Below are 21763 nucleotides of genomic sequence, written 5' to 3'. Positions count from 1 at the left end.
TAACCTGAAAACAGTTAGGCAGATGAGAGTAAAACAAAAAGCTTGAAATGAGTCCCAGGGAATAAATTACTTTAGCTTAGGAGTGTTAGATGACAAGTATCGCATTTATCGGATTAGGACATATGGGCGCGCCAATGGCGGCCAATTTAATAAAGTCAGGCGTGATGGTTAAGGTGTTTGATCTCGTCCCCGAGGCGATGAAGTCTCTGACTGAGCTTGGCGCACTTGCGGCAAAGAGTGCCTGCGGAGCAGCATCCGGTGCCGATGTGGTGATAACCATGTTGCCTGCCGGTAAGCATGTTCGCTCACTTTACTTAGGCGAAGGCAGCGCCGATAAGGGCTTGCTCGATGTGGTGGCCGAAGGCACCTTACTGATCGATTGTTCAACCATAGATGCCCAGAGTGCGAAACAAGTTGCCACAGCCGCAGCAAGTAAGGGACTGGAGTTTATCGATGCTCCCGTATCTGGTGGTACAGCAGGCGCGGCGGCCGGGACATTAACCTTTATCTGTGGTGGCAGCGACAGTGGGTTTGAGCAAGCCTCTCAAGTGCTAAGCCATATGGGAGCCAATATTTTACACGCCGGCGGACCCGGTGCTGGGCAGGTGGCTAAAATTTGCAATAATATGCTGCTGTCTGTGTTGATGATAGGTACCAGTGAATCTCTGCAGATGGGCATAGATCATGGATTAGATCCAACAGTACTTTCTGAGATAATGAAGGTCAGTAGTGGTGGTAATTGGACGCTAGATAAATATAATCCTTGTCCGGATGTGATGGAGTCTGTACCGTCATCCAATGGTTATCAGGGCGGCTTTATGGTCGATCTTATGGTTAAAGATCTTGGCCTATCCCAAGAGGCGGCGTTACTGACTAATTCCTGTACGCCAATGGGTGCGCTAGCACGCAGTTTATATGTGAACCATGCTCGTCAAGGCAATGGTACACGAGATTTTTCTAGTATTTTTGAACAGTTTAATCATTCTCAACAGATTACTAATATTCAACAAATTAAAAGTAAAGGGTAATACGATGGATTTAAAAGATAAGGTAGTGGTCATTACTGGTGGTGCTGGTGGACTTGGTTTGGCTATGGCGCTGGATTTAGCCGAAGCTGGCGCTAAATTGGCCCTTATCGATGTAGATCAAGAGAAGCTTGAACGTGCTTGTGCCGATATTGGTGACAGAGCGGAAGTGCAAGGTTATGCCTTCGATATCACAGATGAAGAAGATGTGGTGGCGGGTTTCGGTTATATTCTGGAAGATTTTGGACAAGTTAATGTGCTTATCAACAATGCGGGTATTTTATTCGATGGCATGCTAGTCAAAGCCAAAGAAGGCAAGGTGACTGACCGTATGTCATATGAGCAGTTTCAGGCAGTGATTAACGTTAATTTAACCGGCTCATTCCTATGTGGACGCGAAGCTGCGGTAGCGATGATCGAATCTAAGCAAGAAGGCGTGATCATCAACATTTCTAGCTTAGCCAAGGCGGGTAACATGGGTCAGACTAACTATTCAGCTTCTAAAGCGGGTGTTGCTGCCATGTCTGTTGGCTGGGCGAAAGAGTTGGCAAGGTACAATATTCGTAGCGCAGCGGTAGCGCCAGGTGTGATTGAAACTGAAATGACGGCTGCGATGAAGCCTGAAGCGTTAGCGCGTATGGAGAAGATGGTGCCAGTTGGACGCCTAGGTCAACCATCAGAGATTTCATCGACGGTGAAGTTCATCATAGAGAATGATTACGTTAACGGTCGTGTATTCGAAATCGATGGTGGCATTAGAATTTAGACTTTGTTTAGAACTTGAGAGCGAGTTTTTAGGCTCTGGTTTCTAAGACAAGTATGATAGTAATAAAACGGGCTTAGGCCCGTTTTTGTTTTTATGGGAGGGAATTAGGTTATTGGGGTTAACAGCATTTAACATAGATCCTCACACAAGTACTTACATAAGCGCTTATGATAAGTGATAATGCTGGAAGTTAATGTTTGGGGGAAGCTTGGATTGAGTTTCGATAAAAAGATGGTTTGGCTGGAAAAAGTGACTAGAAATTTAATGCTGTTAGTCGGGGGAGTCGGAGTCCTGATTATCTATTCGGGGTTTCTGTATTTACTCATCAGTGGGCGAGATACCTCTATATTACCTTGGTATCTGCTCTTGTCTCCCTGGATATGTGTTTTTTATGGGTTGACCCGGGAAAAACAGTTAAAAGTTATTGAATGGTTTAAGAAAAAAGTTGTCAGAAAATAATAGCCGACACATCCAACTATGCCAGAAGAGGAGAAAACAATGAGACACCAATTCTATCTTGTTGGTATTTTCTCTGCAGTACTTTTAGCCTTGCTAACGGGTTGCGATAATTCCACACCTAAGCCTGTAATAGATAAGCAAAGCGGCCTTAAGATTACCCCATATGGTAGCTGGATTTCGCCTATCACGGCTGAAGATGTTTATGGCTTATCAGATGACTTTGGTGAACTACAGAGTGTTAATGGCGCCTTATATTTTGTTCAAACAGATTCCGCTGCAGCGGGGCGAGTAGGAATAAAGCGTCTCGAAGACGATACGACAATTACCACCGCTGTCACATCACAATTCGATGTTAGATCTAGGGTGCATGAATACGGCGGATCGCCATTTCTAGGTATTGGTAAGAGTATTTTTGTCTCTAAAGCCGAAGATCAGCTCCTCTATCGCATCGCGCCTAACCAAGAACCCGTCCCTTTAACTCTGTCAGGCACACGCCACGCAGATTGTGTGTCATATTCGAAAGGTTCAAGAATAATCTGTGTACGTGAAGACCATAGAAACAGCGAAGAGCCGACTTCAAGCTTAGTGGCGCTTAACCTTAATTTTGCCGGTGAAGGAGAGACCCTCATCGAGGGAGATGATTTTTATTCATCCCCAAGAGTATCACCGGATATGAAAACATTGGCATGGATTGCCTGGCAGCACCCGAACATGCCTTGGGATAACACTGAGCTTTGGATCGGTGACTTAGATCCCAAGGGCGGCGTGCATAACCCCAAACGATTACTGTCCGATAAACATGGCTCTATTACCCAGGTATTATTTAGCCCCAGTGGTCAGCTCTATTTTGTGGCAGATTTTGATAATTGGTGGAACTTGTATCGCATCAATTCTGCGGGGAAGCTGGAGCAGGTGCTAGATAAAGATGCTGAATTTGCCGTACCAGACTGGAAGCTTGGCAACCATAATTATGCCTTCGAGTCAGACAATACCATCATCGCCAGCTACAGTGATAAAGGACAAGCTTCACTGATTAGAATCTTTCTCGATACTGGTATCACAGAATCCATAGCCGTGGATTTTGGCGAGATATCTCAAGTGGTTAAAGGCGAGAGTGGGATTTACTTTGTCGGTAATAAGGTGACTCCGGAGAAAGGCATCTACAGGGTAAATGGTCGCGGTACGGATCTTATCTATTCGCCTAAAGTCCCCGTGATTGATCCCCGTTATATTTCCAGGGCCGAGAGTATCAGCTTTAACTCAAATGATGGCGAAACTATTTACGGTTATTTTTATGGACCTAAAAACCCAGATTATATCGCTCCAAATGATATGCGTCCTCCATTGATTGTCATGTTGCATTCTGGCCCTACAGCCAAAGCGAGCCTAGCATTTAGGCGTGATATTCAGTTCTGGACCAGCCGTGGTTTTGCAGTGCTTGATCTCAACTATCGTGGCAGTTCAGGTTTTGGACGGGCCTATCGCCAAAGTCTGTATGGGAAATGGGGCATTGCCGATGTGGAAGACGCCGTGCGAGCGGCCGGATATCTGGTTAATAAAGGTTGGGTGGACGGTACTAAGCTTGTAATGAGAGGCTCCAGTGCAGGAGGCCTTACCGTGTTATCGGCACTGGCTTTTTATGATACGTTTAAAGCCGGTGTGAGTTATGCGGGCATCAGTGATATGGAAGTATTGAGCCGAGATGCCCATAAATTTGAGTCGAGCTATTTAGAATTGCTAGTGGGTAAAAATTCTGTAGAGAATAACGTGTATCGTGAACGCTCTCCATTACATCATCTCGACGGGGTAAAGGAACCCTTGTTGCTGATCCAAGGAGGTGATGATCCTGTGGTATTGGCTAAGCAATCCACTAAGGTATTTAATGAGCTTAAAAGGCGAGGGATCCCCACAGCCTATCTTGAATTCGAGGGAGAGGGGCATAACCTGAGGGATCCGGAAAATAAAATGACCGCTATCGAAGCCGAGCTCTATTTTTATGGCAAGGTGTTTGGTTTCACGCCCGCAGGTCATATTCCTACATTGAAAATTGAGAATGCTCATCGGCTAAAGAGACACTAAATGGTATTAAACCGCCATTAGATGGCCTGCTATGGACCGGATAAGTCTGCTTATTCACTGAGTCCGCTCAGTATGGCGCAGTCTGGTTGATGGCCGCCTCGACAATCTTTGATTAAATGTTTTAACTGGCTCTCGAGTGCCTGCAACTTAGTTATTCTCTCGCTCACCATGTCCAGATGAGTCTTAGCCAGACGTTTTACATCTTCGGCATCTCTTTCTTGGTTGAGCTTAAGATCGAGCAGAGAGCGGCAATCATCCAAAGAGAAACCTAAGTCGCGACTGTGGCTGATAAAGTTAAGGGAATCAATCTGAGGCTTATCATATTCTCTGTAGCCATTCTCACCCCTCGCGGCGCAGATAAGTCCTATGTCATGGTAATAACGAATACTCTTAACCGATAGACCAGTCTTTTTTGCCACTTCACCAATTTTCATCATAATTCTCCTATGTCATTTAGCCATTCACAGCATGCTCAAAGGGAATCGAGCGGGCGCCAAATTAATAAAGTGAATTTATTATCAATAAGGGTTTGACTCTCCCATAAGGGGAGACATTAACCTAAGTGCAGTGAAATGGGAACAACCTATTTAAAACAGATTTGATCGAGACTCAATGTCTTGAGTATGGGGAATCAATGATCATGAAAAATATCAATAGCATGACCTTATATGTGCCGCAAATGAACTGCGCCAGTTGTGTCGCCAAAATTGAAGGTGCATTCGAAAAATTATCACTGCCAAGTGTGGCTGCACGGGTAAATCTGGCCGACAAGCAGGTACAAATCCAGGGTGATATTAGCAGTGTACTTGCCATAGCGACTGTGGCCAGTGTCGGCTATGACAGCGAATTGGTACTGGATGCTAAGCTTGCCAGCGAGAATAAAATTGAGGCTGAGCGAATCGAGTACCGCACCCGCATCATCCAATCTATGTTTGGGTTGGGTCTTGGTATTCCCATGATGCTGTGGGGGCTATTGGGCGGCGAGATGATGGTTAATAACCCCAGCCAGCAATTGGTCTGGGGGGGCATGGGTATTGTCACCTTTATCCTACTCGTGACCACGGGTGGACATTTTTATAAGGGGATGTGGCGTGCTCTTAAGGCCCGCAGTGCCAACATGGACACCTTGATAGTGCTCGGCACCACAACAGCATGGGCCTATTCTATGCTGGTGGTGATCATGCCTTCTTGGTTTCCGGCCGAGACCCGTCATGTGTACTTTGAAGCCAGCGTGATGATTCTGGGTTTGATTAACTTAGGCCATGCGTTGGAGCTCAGGGCTAAGGGCAAGACCAGTGAAGCGGTGCAGCGCCTTATAGGATTACAATCCACGACCGCAATAAGACTTAGCGACTCAGGTGATGAGGAGGTTGAAATTGACCAAATACAGATCGGTGACAAGCTGAGACTACAACCAGGTAGTCGAGTCGCCTTGGATGGTGAGGTGTTGAGTGGTGAGTCGAATCTCAATGAGTCCATGTTAACCGGTGAACCTATTCCTGTGTCCAAAAGCCTTGGTGATACGCTCAGTGCAGGCACGGTCAACGGTAATGGCAGCATCATCTATCGGGTGACTGCTGGGTTAACCGATACGCGATTATCTAAAATCATCGGCCTGGTTCAACAGGCGCAAACGTCAAAAATGCCCATAGGCAGGCTCACGGACAAGATATCGGCTTACTTTGTCCCTGTTGTGGTGATTATTGCTCTGGTCGCTTCTATAGTGTGGTATTTAGCGGGACCTGCACCTCAGATATCACATGCTTTAGTCGTGCTCACCAGCGTGCTGATTATCGCTTGCCCCTGTGCCCTAGGATTAGCGACACCTATGTCTATCATGGTATCAGTTGGACGAGCCGCACAGATGGGAGTCTTGATTAAAAATGGTGAAGCGCTACAAATTGCGAGTAAGGTTACCACTGTAGTACTAGATAAAACTGGAACCATTACAGCGGGTAAGCCATCGGTAACCGATATTCACCTAGTTGACGGTGACTATGACGATGAAAGAAGCAGTCAAGACACTGCATCTGAGCAGCTGTTATTTCTGGTGGCGAGTCTCGAGCAACATTCAGAGCACCCATTGGCCCAGGCCATGCTGGATGCAACCAAGACGCGAGACCTAAGCTTGGTCGAACCTGAACGTTTCAACAATATTCAAGGTAAAGGCATAGTGGGCATGGTCTCTGGTGTCGAGTTAGCCATAGGTAATATGAGCTTGATGACAATGGAGGAGATATCGGGTGTCGATGCTTTACAAGATGAGGTTCAGACCTTAGCTCAGCTTGGTAAAACTCCGGTTTATGTGGCACAAGAAGGACGCTTAGTTGCTGTTATTGCAATCAGCGACCCAGTGAAATCTGATGCAAAAGATGCCATTGCCGCACTTAAGCGTGCTGGGAAACGGGTGATATTACTCAGCGGCGACAAGCAAGAGACTGTGCAGGCCGTTGCCGATGAAGTGGGCATAGAGGAAGTGATTGCCGGAGTCCTGCCTGAGCAAAAACAGGCGAAGATTATCGAACTTAAAGAGAGCGGAGAAGTCGTGGCCATGGTAGGAGATGGTATCAATGATGCCCCCGCTTTAATGAGTGCCGATGTAGGTATCGCCATGGGAGATGGCACGGAAGTCGCCATCGAGAGCGCCGATTTGACCTTCCTTACCGGTCGTTTGTCAGTATTGGCGGATACTTTTGCCTTGGCTAATGCCAGCATGAGGAACATCAAGCAGAACCTCTTCGGCGCGTTTATCTATAACTCTTTAGGCATACCAGTGGCAGCCGGCGTTCTATTCCCCCTAACTGGCATATTGCTTAGCCCTGTGATTGCAGGGGCGGCGATGGCACTTTCATCGTTGACTGTAGTGACGAACGCTAATCGATTAAGACATGTGAAGTTGACTCGCTAGCTTCATTTAGTTTTGCGCATGACAATCCGAATAAAACCTATTCGGATTGTCATGTATCTATAACTCTTTGGGAATACCAGTCGCTGCAGTCGTCTTGTTGCCACTCACAGGCATATTGCTTAGCCCTGTGATTGCAGGGGCGGCGATGGCACTTTCATCGTTGACTGTAGTGACGAACGCTAATCGATTAAGACATGTGAAGTTGACTCGCTAGCTTAATTTAATTTGCGCATGACAATCTGAATAAAGCCTATCCGAATAAAACCTATTCGGATTGTCATGCATCTATAACACTTTGGGCATACCAGTGGCAGCCGGCGTTCTATTCCTCCTAACTGGCATATTGCTTAGCCCTGTGATTGCAGGGCGGCGATGGCTTTGTCCTCATTAACAGTAGTGACTAACGCTAACAGGCTAAGACATGTGACGTCTTTCCTATTTTACTTAGTCATTTACAAGCACAACGATAAAGGGCGAAAAGATAAAACTGCGACGGATGTAGAATCCAGACGAAGCAAACGGTCTCAAGCCTGTGCAGAACGAGAATGCAGATAGAAGAAAGCTTTAGGGATGTTAAAACCGGTCTAAAGATGAATGATTGTGGCGCTATAATTGCGAACAGGCTTAGCGTATTACTACTCATAGCTGTAGATGCCTGCACTTATAAACTCACACATTGCATCCCAACACCCGCTTAATACCACTATATTGACGAAGAAACTCTTTAGCTGAAGTTATCTAAGCATCAGGTGAAATGGAAAAGTCATTATTTGAACATTTATCGACGACCTGATAGGTTGAGTTAATCATAAAGTTAAATCACAAGCGATGACCAAACAGGGACTGTTTGATGAGTAAAGTTCACGCCGATAAAAATCATAATAATACTCAAGTTAATGCTAGTTTCACCCCTCACAGCCCAAAACCAACTCTTTCGAGAGCGGTGATTAGTGATGGGCGTCCCGTGTCCCCAGCACAAATGGTATTACAAGATATCGCGAAGCGTGGTGAGGCCACACAATTCAATGCAAAGTTGTATGACAGTAGCTTACCAGAGATGCCACATGATAATCGTCCCAATGGCTTGCCTACGCAGCTACGTGGTGGAATAGAGGCTCTGTCAGGTTTTGATATGGGGGATGTTACGGTTCATAAAGGGTCCTCTAAACCCGCTCAATTTAATGCTCATGCCTATGCTCAAGGTAGTCAAATACATCTAGCTTCAGGTCAAGAGAAGCACTTACCTCATGAAGCTTGGCATGTTGTTCAGCAAAAGCAGGGGCGTGTAAAGCCTACCATTGAGCGCAATGGACTTGCTATTAATAATGACCAATCTCTTGAGGATGAAGCTGACAAAATGGGCGAAAAAGCGTTAAGCTTTCAAGGTGTTTCTGATAGAACGCTACTGCTTACCGCCCCAGAAAGTCATGCCAGCGCACAAGCTAAGATGGAAACAATTCAGCTTGCGATGGCAAGCGATCTGATGATGAGTTCTCTATGGAATTTCTTCAAATCCCATTCGATTAATAGCGTGCTAAAGGCTGGCGACATCTATGTGCTCAATAAGATCCAATCCATCGATAATATGGAGAAAATCTATGCAGCGATGACCAATCTTCAGGCGCTACTGACAAATTTACTCAACATCTGGGATCTAGTGCCTGCTCCTGTACGCACCATTTTACTCTACCTCGCAGGTAAGGCTTTAGGGGCCCATGCAGCAAATCGCAGGGAGGCTTTGGTGGTAGGTTTAGACCAAGATCCGTCTGAAAGCACTATAGCTTGGATTGTTAAAGCACTTGGGTTAGCTATTACAGCTTATACCAGTCCAGTGAGCTCAGCATTTGGTTTTGCCAAGTATATGTTGGGTTATGGCGAGAAAAAGGAGCAGGCTGGGGTAAAGTCAGTACCACAAACAGATGATCAGGATGTGGCTAATATCGATCTAAAGCTCATTGGACTCGATGTAAAAAAGCTCAAGTTACAGAAACAGCAGGAGCCACAAGGGAAGTCGCCGATTAAACCGGAGGAAAAAGGAGGGCTGCATGCGAGCTTTGCTCTGTGGATCGATATGTTTGGCCGTAAATCCACAGTGGGTGACAGCGGCAACCTGAAGATGATTCTGCCTTGGGATGGTCCCTCTATTGTGCATCTAAATGAGGATTTAACCATCATTAATACTATGGAAATCCCTCCAATTTTACGCCTTAAACAGTTTCAGCTTAATGAGCTACTGCTTGAGGGTAAGTCACTTAAAACATTGAAGATGAGTATAGCGCAGTTAGGTGTGGCCGATGACCACTTTATAATAGAAGAGCTAGAAGGTAAATACTCCGGTGGCTCTGTCGCCTTTGAATCTAGCCTTATTAAGATTCAAGTGTTTAATTGGAGCGCAGAGGCAAGTAAAGCTGAGTTAGCGTTTGCTACCGATAATAGTTTCAAGTCGGCATCCCTCTCCGGATTTAAAGAGTCATCTGGGATGTTTAAGGTTGAAAGTGCCTGCATAGATAAAGATCAAGCCAGTATAGAGAAAGCGTCCATCACCCTCCCTGAGTCGACCGGTATAGATCTAAGAGCTGAGGCGAGCTTGCAGCGTAAAGCGGGTAAGACTACGGGTAAAGGTCAACTTACCTCAAACAGGATTGAGCTATTTGGTAACAAGGTCGTGCTGGACAATGTGACTGGAGCAATGGTGATCAATAATGATGGCTGGGGCGTCAAGGCCAGCGCTCAGCTTAACATGAGCTTGCCACATTTAGATTCGGCGCAAGGTAAGTTTGATGTTAGCTACCAACATCTGGCATCGGGTAAAGACAGTTTCGACCTTAATCTAAAAGAGGGGCGTTTTGAGTCAGACTTTGATGCATTTTCTCTGAGTGCATCTGAGATGGAATATACTCATCAGACGGGTACGTTCACGGTCAAGAAAGCCACTGTTAAGATAAAAGCTATTGATACCACTGCCGAGGTATCCGGTGTCGAGATCAGTCAGGAAGGGATAAGCTTTACAGAAGCCCAAGTGGCATATAAAGGCACGATATCACCCTTTAGTGGCTTTGAATTAGAAAACCCTAACTTTGCCATTGTAAAGAGCGGTAAGGGGTATTTGCTATCTGCTAGTGCAGGGTTATCGCTCTCCTCAAGTGCGATGAATGTGGCATGTAAAGCGGAAGTTATCACGCTGACCTTTGCTAAAGGGGATTATAGTGGCGAGTTACAAAAGCTAGAGGTAACAAGTAGTGCCTTTGCATTAGCCATGGCGAGTGTGAAGGCTAACAAGCAGGGGCTTGAGATTGGCAGTGCTTCAATAACCTTAGGGTCGTCGAGAGATGAGGTGAGTGATAGTCAAGTTGCAGCTGTGACACAGACAAGCAGTGGTTTATTTGATTTCCTGCCTTTCGCCAAAGCCCTTAAGTTCTCGGTAACAGGCGTTAGTGTGACCCAGTCAGGGCTTAAAATTACCGGCTTTAAGCCTGAAATCCCCCCGATAGACTTTAATGCTTTTGGCATTAAAGGCGGAGTTGATTTCGAAACCTATAGTGCATACTTAAATGGAGATAAATCTTTTCAGCTCACTGATTACTTAAGCCCATCGCTAACAGAGGTGAGTGTTACTGTTCCCGTGTTTCCTATGCTAAGTGCTGGCGCATTTATTAGAGTTAATGCGGGTATCGGTTTTTCAGCAGCACTAGCTGGCAAGCATGATGAGAATATGTGGCAGATATCGGGTAAAGGAGGACTTAAAGGGGAGGCAAGCGTCGAGGCAGGTGTTAAAGCGGTTGCTGGAACACCTTTAGTCGCTGCTTTAGAGGCGAGTTTTTCGGCTGAAGGAAAGGCGGCTGTTGATGCTAATGCTAACATCAGTGGAGGAGCATACTTTGATAAAGATTCGAAGACGTTTAAACAAGATCCCAAGAAACCTTTTGGGCTGGATTATGACTGTAGCGCGTCGGTCACCGCATCGGTCAATTTTAAGCTCAAGGGCAAGGCGCTGATGTTTTATGAGAAAACGATTTATCAATATAAGTTTGGCCAGTGGAACTTAGGTGAGTATCAGATGCAGGGTAAGCTTGGCAGTACTGATGGTCAGTTAACCATGGGTGAGCCTGGTAAGCTAGGAATGAAGGGCGATACGTTGTCAGTTCCGAGTCAAACTCATAAAGGTGATAAAGCCACAGAACTGCTTGAGTCCGATGAATATATTTATGGTGGCGGTGAGCCTCGGCTTATATCACTTAATGAGAAGCAGGCTCAGGTTATCACTCACTTGAACTTACTTGCGGAGGAGTATCAATCAGCTAATGCATTGATAAACGGGATAGAGTCGAAATATATCGCGCTTATCACTTATAAGGATACTCTCTACCGATTAGAGATGTCTCAAATGAGTGAAACTGACACTAATGATGCTCTGCAGCAGTTTAACCACAAATGGAATATTGAAACTCTGCTAGAGTCCTACAGGGAGAATCAAGATAAGCTGGTTAAGGTTGATATGGATATCGTGAAGTTTAGAGAGATACTCGCCGAAAACGATAAACTGGTCGCAGTCAATCTTGATGAGGGGGGGAGTAAGCCACTCGCTAAAGTTGACTTGGTTAATCAACAGAGTAAAAAACTTAAGGTACCTAAACTCGATAGCTTTATCGAAAACTTTAGCTCGGCTAGTGATAGACTCGGGCCGATAGTTGCCAAAAAGAGCCAGAGTCAGCAGGCCATTGATAGAATAATGCCTCTCGACAGCTTCATTCAAATTAGTACCACTAAGGGGCGGGTGTTCACCAATCCACGCAATAGAATTAAGCAAGTTGATAGGGCATTGATACAGTTCCATCAAGAGAAAAACCAAATTCATCTTGAAACATTAAAAGCAAAGATTTTACATTATTTAGCGGAGCCCGATTCTAGCCGAACCACAGCGGTTAATGCGTTGTTAGCGCAAGTGAAGGCGGCAGTAGATTAGCTAAAAGTGGCGCTCTGTTCCTTTTGTTTTACTTTAAATCGCTTCCAGTCCGGCTCTATCCCTTGGCCGAATAACCAAGTATTAAACTGTCTTTTTAAACATAAGTATCACTTCAAACCCTTTGATAGCGGCATAATCTGTCTTCATCGATTTGAATCCCCGTACTGGATTTATGAGCCTTTCAACTTTCTATGATCGGCTTCTACCACATTGTTTAGGTATTTAATTTGCCTTCTTGCTTTAATTCCGGAATGGCTAGACCGTAAGAGGCGGCCTTGTCGGTATTGATGGCGACGGGACACTCCCAGCATTTTAGCCCTTTCAAAGCTTTACCAAAAACGGTTTCGCTGCTTTAGCATGACGTCTGGACGATAAATAAAAGTCTACGTTATGACCTTAATGCCGGTAAGTTAAGAAAAAATATTGATAAAATAAGGGCTACAGGGGATTTAATCTAAATCTGGCTGTAGCCCTTACTCGTTCTGCTGTTAGTCAATGATTGCTACACAAATTCCGTTAATTCAGAAAGTGAATAAAAAGTGATTATGTATGCAAAATAGTGACTAAGTGATCGGCATTAACGTTATGACCTTGTTTATCTACAGCTCGATACAGATACACCCATTGCCCTTTCACTTTTATGTAGGTTTCATCGACCTTCCAGCTCAATCCCGCCTTGGGCTTCCAATACCATCTTAATCGTTTTTCTATTTCTGGCGCATAACGCTGGCCCCATATTTACAATACCAACGGACAGCCTAAATGATAATGTCATGGGAAAATTATCGGAACTTAAAGAGTGTCATGAAGTCGCTAGCCTAAAGTAAAAGAGGAGTTTAACTGAATCGACGATCTTTGCTACAGAGCCCTTTGTCTTCATTATATAGTAGTGACTAACGCTATCAGGCTAAGGTACGTGAAGTTAACTCACTAATTTAATTTAATTTAGTTTTATTTAGGTTCGGCAATCCGAATCAAACCTACTGGGCTCTTCCATCTATTCTTCCTGTAACGAAAAGTCCTGCGGCCTCTAGGTTCGTTTTAGTTGATTGTTCGTGGTCTGCTGGCTATAATATCGCGCTTGATTTTGCTCGTTTATACATCACATTGCATAACAAATTTTGGGATCTAACACTTGATTACTACAGCTAATATCACCATGCAGTTTGGCGCTAAGCCACTGTTTGAAAACATCTCAGTTAAATTCGGCGGCGGCAACCGTTATGGTCTGATCGGCGCGAATGGCTGTGGTAAGTCAACCTTTATGAAGATTCTGGGTAGCGATCTGGAGCCGACTGCGGGTAATGTCTCTTTGGATATCAACGAGCGTATCGGTAAACTGAGTCAGAACCAGTTTGGTTATGAAGAGTTTAGCGTGATCGATACCGTTATCATGGGCCACGAACAGCTTTGGGAAGTCAAGAAAGAGCGCGATCGTATCTACTCTCTGCCAGAAATGACAGAAGAGGATGGCATCAAGGTTGCTGATCTAGAGATGGAATTTGCCGAGATGGATGGTTATACCGCCGAGTCTCGTGCCGGTGAACTCCTGATGGGAGTGGGTATTCCTGTTGACCAACACTTTGGTCTTATGAGCGCCATCGCCCCAGGTTTCAAACTTAGAATCTTGCTGGCACAAGCTCTGTTTTCTGATCCTGATGTACTGCTACTCGACGAACCAACCAACAACTTGGATATAGACACCATTCGTTGGTTGCAAGAGATGCTGAACCAGCGTAACAGCACTATGATCATCATCTCCCACGATAGATATTTCTTGAACTCAGTCTGTACCCATATGGCTGATTTGGATTACGGTGAGTTACGTGTTTTCCCGGGTAACTATGATGAGTACATGATGGCAGCTCAACAATCTCGTGAGCGCTTGATGTCTGATAATGCCAAGAAGAAGGCGCAAATTGCCGAGCTTCAGGGCTTCGTTGCTCGCTTCTCTGCTAACGCATCTAAGGCTAAGCAGGCCACCTCACGCGCTAAGCTCATCGATAAGATCAAGATTGATGAAGTGAAAGCTTCTAGTCGTGTTAATCCGTTTATTCGTTTCGAGCAAGAAAAGAAGTTATTCCGTAACGCCTTGATCGTTGAAGAGCTTAGCAAGGGCTTCGATGAGCCATTGTTCAACAAGTTAGACCTGATGGTAGAAGTGGGTGAGCGTATCGCCATCTTAGGTGAGAACGGTATCGGTAAGACAACCTTACTGCGTACCTTGACTCATGATATTCCCCAGGATAGCGGTACCATTCAATGGTCTGAGAATTCATCTATAGGTTACTATGCTCAGGATCATGAATCAGACTTTGAAAATGACATGACCTTGTTCGAGTGGATGAGTCAGTGGCGTAAGCCGGAAGATGACGACCAGTCAGTTCGTGGTTACTTAGGTCGCATGCTGTTTAGCTCTGACGATATCAAGAAGTCGGTTAAGGTACTCTCGGGTGGTGAGAAGGGTCGTATGTTATTTGGCAAGCTTATCATGCAGAAGCCAAATATTTTGGTAATGGATGAACCGACTAACCACATGGACATGGAATCTATCGAGTCATTGAACAATGCTCTGGAGATCTACCAAGGTACCCTGATTTTTGTCAGTCATGACCGTGCATTCGTATCATCAGTTGCTAACCGCATCATAGAGATGACTAAAGATGGCATCAATGACTTCAAGGGAACTTATGATGAGTTCCTTAAAAGCAAAGGTGTCGAAGGCTAAGCCTCTCTAAGCCTGCTTAGGCTAAATAGATTTATCCCAAAAGCCCGAACTGAGTTCGGGCTTTTTTGTACAGGGACTCAAGTCCCTGAACACTTTCTGTTAAAAGCTGATGAAGATACCCGCCAGCACGGCGCTCATCAGATTGGCCAGAGTTGCAGCCAATACCGCTTTAAAACCTAGCTTAGCGACTTCGGCGCTGCGTTCGGGAGCCATAACTCCAATACTGCCTAACTGAATCGCAATAGATCCTATATTAGCGAAGCCACAGAGTGCGAAGGTGATGATGACTTGGCTGTGGTTCGACAGTTGTTCTTTTATCGACACGAAATCCATGAAGGCTACAAATTCATTGAGAATAAGCTTTTGGCCTATGAAGCCACCGGCCTGCATCATTTCATTGGCGGGGACACCTATGATGAAGGCTACTGGGGCGAAGATGTATCCCAGTATGCTTTGCATGGTCACGCCTTCGAAGTTGAACCACTGACCCACTTGTTCTAGGCCCGCGTTGAACATGGCGATGACACTGATGAAGGCGATTAGCATGGTGCCAATTGCAACAGCAACCCGCATACCGTTCATGGCACCAGTTGCCAGAGCATCGACAACATTATTATCTTCACTGCGGCTCATATCGACGCTTTGGTTACTTACAGGCGTATCAACCTCAGGTACCAAAAGTTTGGCCATCAGCAAGCTGCCTGGTGCGGCCATAAAGCTGGCTGCAATCAGGTATTTCAATTCTACTCCTAGGCCTGCATATCCCCCCAAGACACTACCAGCTACAGAAGCCATGCCACCAGTCATCAGAGCGAACAGCTCCGAGCGTGTCATCTTAGGTAGAAAAGGCTTAACCAGCAGAGGCGACTCACCTTGACTGAGAAAGATGTTACCTGTGGCTACCAAAGATTCAGCGCGGCTGATCCCCAATAGTTTTTGCAGGCCGCCACCTATGATCTTGATGACCCATTGCATTATGCCTAAGTAGTACAACATAGAGATTAGTGCGCTGATAAAGATGACCAGAGGCAAGACCCGAATGGCAAACACGAAACCGTTATTTGCCAGAGGACCAAACATGAATTGGATCCCTTCGTCGGCAAAGCCCAGAATAGCCGTGACTCCCTGGCTCACTGAGCCTAGCACCTGTTGCCCCATGGGAACATACAAGACAAGGGCTGCAAATCCAGCCTGAAGAATTAAGGCTCCGATGACGGTACGCCAATTAATTGCTCTGCGGTTTTCTGAGAAAATCCAACCACAGAATAGGAGAAAAAATATTCCGGCGAAGCTAATTAACAACTGCATTATTTATCCAAATCTGATCTATAGAGAGCGAGTCGAAGATGAATCAGAGCTTGAAGTGTCGGCCAGCTGCCAGATGTTGGAAAATGGCAGAGATCGTGAACAGAGAATACTGAGTGATGGGTATTCCGGCCTAAACTACAAGGGTGGAGTCATCTATAAACCCGCAAAAGTCCTGCCGGTCCAGCTCCGTGGGTCTATCACATATCCTTGTAACAGCCAGTATTAGGTGGCAACAGCATTGAGCCTTAAGCCGGGAAAGGATTATACGAATAAATAATGAAAATTCTAGTCAGTTATCTCGCTTTATTACATTTAGGTGTGCTCTTGAGCTAGTTTCGTTTGTTATTTAAGCATTATCAGCTTGCTTTTTTACTAGAGGGGGTTTTAGCTACAGTTGTGGGTTACCACCGACTAACGATATTGGGTCATTGTCGGTGGTAATATTTGGTGGGTCTTGTTATTAACTATTTGTCGAAACGCGTCTGCAGGTAGTCGAATACGGCGCGGATGCCAAAAGATTCACCACCGACAGGGCGGCCAGGCAATTTACGGCTGTTCCAACCCATCACATCGAAGTGACTCCAGCTGATATCTTCATCAACAAAGGCTTCAAGGTAAAGGGCTGCAGTTATGGCGCCGCCTTGAGGTACACGGCCACAGTTGGCTAAATCGGCAATATCACTACAAGTTAGCTCAAAGTACGGCTTGTGTAGCGGCATGCGCCAAATAGGATCTTGTACATTTAGGCCTGATTGAGTCATGTCTAACGCAACTTGGTCATCATTACTGAAGAAGCCGGGTAGCTCGGTACCCAGAGCGATACGCATTGCACCGGTTAGGGTTGCGAAATCTATCATCAACTCAGGCTTGTCATTGTTAGCTTCGGCTAAGGCATCACACAGTACCAGGCGACCTTCAGCATCGGTATTATCAATCTCGACAGTGATGCCTTTACGGGTCTTAATCACATCGCCAGGACGGAATGCATTTGCCGATACCGCATTCTCAACCGCAGGTACTAATACACGCAGGCGAATAGGTAAGTTACTTGCCATTATCTGGTGAGCCAAACCGATAACGTGTGCGGCGCCGCCCATGTCTTTTTTCATTAAGCGCATGCCTGCGCCTGGTTTCAAATCTAAACCGCCAGAGTCGAAACACACGCCTTTACCGACTAAGGTGACTTTTGGTGCATCTTCATCACCCCAGGTGAGATCGATAAGACGTGGCAGGTTTTCACTGGCACGGCCTACCATATGAATGGTTGGGTAGTTTTGCTCTAGCAATTCATCACCAACAATTTGAGTCACTTGGGCGCCAAACTCGGCCGCTAGCGCTTCCATAGTTTCACCTAAATGCTGGGGCATCATATCGGCGGCTGGCGTATTGATTAAATCACGAACGATAGAGACTGAGCGAACTAGCTTCTGGGTTTCATCAACCTGAGCCTGTGTGGGTAATACAAGTAGTGGATAGTTTTTTTCATTTTTCTTGTAACGGTCGAACTTGTACGCACCGAGCCCCCAGCTGAATGCTGCGACTTTGACTTGCTCATCGGTGCCTTGTATCGAGTACCGGCCAGCCGGAAGCTGATTGACTAAGTCGCCACATAGCCAGTATGACTCGGTCTCTTTGGTCACATAAATGGCTTGAGATAGCTCACCAGAGCTGTTTGGAATGATGCTCATGCCTTTGCCATCGAATTGAGTTGTCGACAACCAGTTAGTGGTTTGTACATCTTGCTCGGCTAGCCAAGCTGCATATGCATCTGCGTGTAATATGGTGAGAGGGGTGCCTTCGACACCTGAGATCAATAATTCAGTCATGTTGGAGTTATGCTCGCTGCTGCTTATATCAATTTGAGGAGGGTTATTCTAATTCGACTTACTAGGGTAACAGGCAATGGCATTGCATAAAAGGTGCATTAGGGAAGGGAAAGAAGGAATACGGGGAGTTTTAAGGGCTGTAGGCGTAAGCGCTACTTCTCATTCTTAGCGAGTCTGCTTGAGCGTTTTCTTTTCATTTCAGACAGATTATTAAATGAACTTGGCAATACATCTACACCAACCATTTTCCCAAGCTTAACGACTAAAGGAATGGTGATTGGCGCAAAGGGTAAAACCGCAAACACACCCAGACTTAGCCCCTTTAACAGATCGGCAAATTGCTTGTTGGCTTCATTGAGTTCTTCTCGGCTAGCCTGTTTTTTTGTGTAGCGCTTATAGGTGACCAACATATCTTTGGTCTCCTGTTTCTCTTGGGATAAGGCGTCTTTCAAAACGAGCATATCGCGTTTTAAACGCATCCAGAATCGCTTCCTACCGATGCGAAATACGCGTACTGGGGCTTTGTGAGCATGGGCATAGATTTTCATGGCGCGGATTGTCTCATAGGCGACCCTATGGAGATAGAGGCGATAGTGCTTTTGTTGCAAGCATTTGTCACAAGTTTTTTCATAGAATTCAATCTCGCTATTCAAAGGCAACATAAACCTTGTGTCGTGTTTAATGTAAACCTCTAACTACAGATGTTTTGTCGACAATCTAACGTCTTTTAATTGACCAATGGTGCATAGCTGGCTATATTGTCGACAATCTAATAAAAAGAAGCTCTAATTAAAGGTATGACATTTTTTAGCGAACAGCCAGTTACAGCGGCAGATAAGACCTTTATTCAATTAAGGAAAGATATTGTTGAAGGTGAGATCCCATCAGGGACCAAGCTGAGTGAAACTGAGTTGTCGACAAAGTACGCCGTTAGCCGAGCCATTATTCGTGAAGCCATTAACCGCTTAGCCTCTTGTCATATTGTTGAGCGTAAAGCCAATGTGGGTGCCCGTGTGGTTTCCCTCACCAATGAAGGTTTAGTTGAGCTTTACCAGGTACGTGAATCCTTAGAAGGGATGGCGGCCAGATTAGCGGCTAAGAATATGACCACAAGTGAGATAGATGCTCTAAATCAGCTGTTAAATTCTCACTTTGATGAAGTCAAAAGTGGGGAGTCTTATTACCAAGAAGCCGGTGATGTCGACTTTCATTACCGCATCATAGTCGGCAGTAAGAATAAGCACCTTATCTCAATGCTCATCAATGGCATCTATCACTTAGTTCGCATGTACCGAGTACAGCTAGGCATGGCGGGGCCGAGAGTGACAACAGCGTTTGATGAGCATAAGCATATCGTACAAGCCATTTCTAACCGTGATGAAGAACTCGCTGAGATCTTGATGCGCCGCCACATCATGTATTCGAAAAATAACGTAGAGAAAAATTTATCCCAAAGTCGTTAATTAAGACGGCCTCGGGCATTTTAGACATTAAGTAGCAATATAAGAGAGGGAATGATGAGCGCAGGCAAGAAGTTTCGTCAGGCATTAACCGATAATCAGCCACTACAGATAGTGGGTACCATTAACGCGTACAGCGCCATGATGGCAAAACAAATTGGTCATCAGGCTATCTACCTTTCCGGTGGCGGTGTGGCTAATGCCTCATATGGCTTGCCCGATTTAGGCATGACATCACTGAACGATGTCATTGTCGATGTGCAGCGCATTACTGCGGCTTGTGACTTACCTTTAATGGTCGATATCGATACAGGTTGGGGCGGGGCGTTTAATATTGCTAAGACCATACGTGATATGGAAAAAGCAGGCGCTGCAGCCGTGCATATGGAAGATCAGGTCGCTCAGAAGCGTTGTGGTCATCGCCCGAACAAGGAGATTGTCTCTACCGATGAGATGGTCGATCGTATTAAAGCGGCTGTCGATGCCCGCAAGGATCCAGACTTCTTCATTATGGCCCGCACCGACTCTTTCGCTCAGGAAGGTTTGGAAGCGGCTATTGCGCGTGCCAAGGCTTATGTAGCTGCAGGCGCTGATGGTATCTTTGCTGAAGCAGTAAAAACTGAGGAGCATTACCGTGCATTCTCCGAAGCATTAAATGTGCCTATCTTGGCAAATATCACCGAATTTGGTCAGACCGAATTATGGAATAAAGAGCAGCTAGGTGAGTGGGGCTGCGCCATGGTGCTCTACCCTCTATCGGCATTTCGCGCCATGAACAAGGCGGCGGAAATGGTCTATCAAACTATTCTTACCGATGGCGATCAAAAAGCCGTTACCGACAAGATGCAGACCCGTATGGAGCTGTACGATTACCTGGGCTATCACGATTATGAGCAGAAGTTAGATGTGCTCTTTAGCGAAGGTAAGAACAAGTAATCAATCGTAAACTAAGTTAGCTGATAAGCCTGGCGAGTGTTGATTGATTAACTGCTCGCTGGGCGATTGAACGTCATAAAACCTTACAAAAAGCATGATAAAAATAGATGACCCGTTATCAAAACTCTGTGAAGGAAATGCAGAGGCGAGGTCACAATAAACAAATTGAGGATTAGAGCAATGGTTGATAAAAAATTAAGTGGTGCAGGTCTACGTGGTCAAAGTGCTGGCGAAACGAGTCTTTGTACAGTGGGTAAATCGGGTAGTGGCTTAACCTATTGTGGCTATGATGTATCAGATCTCGCCGATAACGCCACATTTGAAGAAGTGGCTTATCTGCTGTTTAACGGCGAACTGCCAACACTCGATCAGTTGGCGACCTACAAGGCTGAACTTAACAGCCTACGCGATCTTCCTCAGGCGCTAAAAGAGGTGCTGCAACGCATACCACAAGATGCGCATCCTATGGATGTGATGCGAACTGGTTGCTCATTTTTAGGTAATCTAGAACCAGAGAATGATTTCTCTGAGCAAAACCGCGCAGCTAATCGTTTACTCGCTGCTTTTCCTGCCATCATGTGTTACTGGTATAAATTCTCCCATGAAGGGGTTGAGATAGATTGTGTCACCGATGAAGACTCTATCGGCGGTCATTTTCTGCACCTTCTCAATGGCAAAGCCCCCTCTGAGCAACATCGTCGCGTGATGGATGTATCGCTCATTCTGTATGCTGAGCATGAGTTTAACGCCTCGACCTTTACCGCTCGTGTATGTGCATCAACATTATCAGACATGTTCTCTTGTATTACCGGTGCTATAGGCACCTTGCGTGGTCCGCTACATGGCGGCGCCAATGAAGCGGCCATGGACATGATTCAAACCTTCAGTTCACCAGCTGATGCCAAGGTGCAGATGGCGGGAATGCTTGAGCGTAAAGAGAAGATCATGGGCTTTGGCCATGCGATTTACCGCACGTCAGATCCACGTAACGTGATCATCAAGGCCTGGTCTGAGAAACTAGCGCTGGAGCATGGTGATACCAGCCTTTATGATATCTCAGTCGCCTGTGAAGAGTTTATGTGGGACAGCAAAAAACTCTTCTGTAATGCGGATTTTTTCCATGCCTCGGCTTATCATTTTATGGGTATTCCCACTAAGCTGTTTACTCCTATCTTTGTCTGTTCACGCCTAACGGGCTGGGCGGCACACGTGATGGAGCAGCGTACCAATAATCGCATTATCCGCCCGAGCGCCGATTACACAGGCAGTGAGCCACGTAAAGTCACGCCAATCGCAGCAAGATAA

The 21763-nt window shown here is 45.7% G+C and carries 14 protein-coding genes and 4 pseudogenes; 12 read left to right on the top strand and 6 right to left on the bottom strand.

Features of this window, described 5'->3' with window-relative positions; genetic code table 11:
* Positions 1–89 precede the first annotated feature (89 nt).
* The 4 genes from mmsB to sps_RS10020 all read left to right on the top strand — a co-directional run bounded on the left by mmsB (position 90) and on the right by sps_RS10020 (position 4329).
* A complete protein-coding gene (gene mmsB / locus sps_RS10035) occupies positions 90–1028 on the top strand; it encodes a 3-hydroxyisobutyrate dehydrogenase (RefSeq protein WP_077752396.1) in 939 nt (312 codons plus the stop codon).
* Between the two features lie 4 nt (positions 1029–1032).
* On the top strand, positions 1033–1791 hold the full coding sequence (locus sps_RS10030; RefSeq protein ID WP_077752395.1) for an SDR family oxidoreductase: 759 nt from the start codon (positions 1033–1035) through the stop codon (positions 1789–1791).
* A 180-nt stretch (positions 1792–1971) separates the two neighbouring features.
* A complete protein-coding gene (locus sps_RS10025) occupies positions 1972–2250 on the top strand; it encodes a hypothetical protein (protein ID WP_149027255.1) in 279 nt (92 codons plus the stop codon).
* A gap of 39 nt (positions 2251–2289) precedes the next feature.
* Complete coding sequence (locus tag sps_RS10020; protein ID WP_077752394.1) at positions 2290–4329, top strand: alpha/beta hydrolase family protein; 2040 nt, start codon at positions 2290–2292, stop codon at positions 4327–4329.
* A gap of 50 nt (positions 4330–4379) precedes the next feature.
* Here the strand turns inward: sps_RS10020 and sps_RS10015 are convergent, their stop codons facing one another.
* Positions 4380–4766: a MerR family DNA-binding protein gene (locus sps_RS10015; protein WP_237158047.1), complete on the bottom strand. Its 387-nt coding sequence runs from the start codon at positions 4764–4766 to the stop codon at positions 4380–4382.
* A gap of 197 nt (positions 4767–4963) precedes the next feature.
* Here sps_RS10015 and sps_RS10010 point away from each other — a divergent pair, with 197 nt between their 5' ends.
* The 4 genes and pseudogenes from sps_RS10010 to sps_RS10000 all read left to right on the top strand — a co-directional run bounded on the left by sps_RS10010 (position 4964) and on the right by sps_RS10000 (position 12200).
* The gene (locus sps_RS10010) at positions 4964–7237 is read left to right on the top strand and encodes a heavy metal translocating P-type ATPase (protein WP_077752392.1); all 2274 of its coding nucleotides are present in this window, start codon (positions 4964–4966) and stop codon (positions 7235–7237) included.
* Positions 7238–7271: 34 nt separating this feature from the next.
* Positions 7272–7451 (top strand): annotated as a pseudogene (locus tag sps_RS29225) (hypothetical protein); the annotation flags it as partial.
* A gap of 215 nt (positions 7452–7666) precedes the next feature.
* Positions 7667–7884 (top strand): annotated as a pseudogene (locus sps_RS10005) (IS4 family transposase); the annotation flags it as partial.
* 203 nt (positions 7885–8087) lie between these two features.
* Entirely contained in the window at positions 8088–12200 is a 4113-nt protein-coding gene (locus tag sps_RS10000) for an eCIS core domain-containing protein (protein ID WP_077752391.1), read from the top strand.
* A gap of 81 nt (positions 12201–12281) precedes the next feature.
* Here the strand turns inward: sps_RS10000 and sps_RS09995 are convergent.
* Together sps_RS09995 and sps_RS09990 are read right to left on the bottom strand one after the other, a co-directional pair.
* A pseudogene (locus sps_RS09995) lies at positions 12282–12596 on the bottom strand (DDE-type integrase/transposase/recombinase); the annotation flags it as partial.
* Positions 12597–12776: 180 nt separating this feature from the next.
* Positions 12777–12935, bottom strand: a pseudogene (locus tag sps_RS09990) (DDE-type integrase/transposase/recombinase); the annotation flags it as partial.
* Between the two features lie 400 nt (positions 12936–13335).
* Here sps_RS09990 and sps_RS09985 point away from each other — a divergent pair.
* Positions 13336–14928, top strand: a complete 1593-nt coding sequence (locus sps_RS09985; protein WP_077752389.1) for an ABC-F family ATPase — start codon at positions 13336–13338, stop codon at positions 14926–14928.
* A gap of 99 nt (positions 14929–15027) precedes the next feature.
* Here the strand turns inward: sps_RS09985 and sps_RS09980 are convergent, their stop codons facing one another.
* From sps_RS09980 to sps_RS09970, 3 genes are all read right to left on the bottom strand, one after another.
* On the bottom strand, positions 15028–16236 hold the full coding sequence (locus tag sps_RS09980) for a NupC/NupG family nucleoside CNT transporter (protein ID WP_077752388.1): 1209 nt from the start codon (positions 16234–16236) through the stop codon (positions 15028–15030).
* 464 nt (positions 16237–16700) lie between these two features.
* Positions 16701–18062, bottom strand: coding sequence for a leucyl aminopeptidase family protein (locus sps_RS09975; protein WP_077752387.1), 1362 nt, complete (start codon positions 18060–18062; stop codon positions 16701–16703).
* Positions 18063–18214: 152 nt separating this feature from the next.
* Entirely contained in the window at positions 18215–18610 is a 396-nt protein-coding gene (locus sps_RS09970) for an LETM1 domain-containing protein (protein ID WP_077755630.1), read from the bottom strand.
* A gap of 249 nt (positions 18611–18859) precedes the next feature.
* On the opposite strand from sps_RS09970, the gene sps_RS09965 reads away from it, so the two are divergent.
* The 3 genes from sps_RS09965 to prpC all read left to right on the top strand — a co-directional run bounded on the left by sps_RS09965 (position 18860) and on the right by prpC (position 21763).
* The gene (locus sps_RS09965; RefSeq protein WP_077752386.1) at positions 18860–19525 is read left to right on the top strand and encodes a GntR family transcriptional regulator; all 666 of its coding nucleotides are present in this window, start codon (positions 18860–18862) and stop codon (positions 19523–19525) included.
* A 54-nt stretch (positions 19526–19579) separates the two neighbouring features.
* Positions 19580–20458 carry a methylisocitrate lyase gene (gene prpB / locus sps_RS09960; protein WP_077755629.1) on the top strand — a complete coding sequence of 293 codons (879 nt, stop codon included), beginning with the start codon at positions 19580–19582 and terminating at the stop codon, positions 20456–20458.
* Between the two features lie 180 nt (positions 20459–20638).
* Entirely contained in the window at positions 20639–21763 is a 1125-nt protein-coding gene (gene prpC / locus sps_RS09955; protein WP_077752385.1) for a bifunctional 2-methylcitrate synthase/citrate synthase, read from the top strand.

Origin of the sequence: Shewanella psychrophila (assembly GCF_002005305.1) — a bacterium.
GTDB lineage: Bacteria > Pseudomonadota > Gammaproteobacteria > Enterobacterales > Shewanellaceae > Shewanella > Shewanella psychrophila.
The sequence above is the reverse complement of the archived record's forward strand: the minus strand, read 5'-3'. Positions and strand labels throughout refer to the sequence as shown.

Coding starts and splice junctions, on each gene's coding strand:
- sps_RS09975 (WP_077752387.1), bottom strand. CDS start 18,062: ATGACTGAATTATTGATCTCAGGTGTCGAAGGCACCCCTCTCACCATA.
- sps_RS10015 (WP_237158047.1), bottom strand. CDS start 4,766: ATGATGAAAATTGGTGAAGTGGCAAAAAAGACTGGTCTATCGGTTAAG.
- sps_RS09970 (WP_077755630.1), bottom strand. CDS start 18,610: ATGAAAATCTATGCCCATGCTCACAAAGCCCCAGTACGCGTATTTCGC.
- sps_RS10010 (WP_077752392.1), top strand. CDS start 4,964: ATGATCATGAAAAATATCAATAGCATGACCTTATATGTGCCGCAAATG.
- prpC (WP_077752385.1), top strand. CDS start 20,639: ATGGTTGATAAAAAATTAAGTGGTGCAGGTCTACGTGGTCAAAGTGCT.
- sps_RS10000 (WP_077752391.1), top strand. CDS start 8,088: ATGAGTAAAGTTCACGCCGATAAAAATCATAATAATACTCAAGTTAAT.
- sps_RS09965 (WP_077752386.1), top strand. CDS start 18,860: ATGACATTTTTTAGCGAACAGCCAGTTACAGCGGCAGATAAGACCTTT.
- sps_RS10020 (WP_077752394.1), top strand. CDS start 2,290: ATGAGACACCAATTCTATCTTGTTGGTATTTTCTCTGCAGTACTTTTA.
- sps_RS10025 (WP_149027255.1), top strand. CDS start 1,972: ATGCTGGAAGTTAATGTTTGGGGGAAGCTTGGATTGAGTTTCGATAAA.
- mmsB (WP_077752396.1), top strand. CDS start 90: ATGACAAGTATCGCATTTATCGGATTAGGACATATGGGCGCGCCAATG.
- prpB (WP_077755629.1), top strand. CDS start 19,580: ATGAGCGCAGGCAAGAAGTTTCGTCAGGCATTAACCGATAATCAGCCA.
- sps_RS09980 (WP_077752388.1), bottom strand. CDS start 16,236: ATGCAGTTGTTAATTAGCTTCGCCGGAATATTTTTTCTCCTATTCTGT.
- sps_RS10030 (WP_077752395.1), top strand. CDS start 1,033: ATGGATTTAAAAGATAAGGTAGTGGTCATTACTGGTGGTGCTGGTGGA.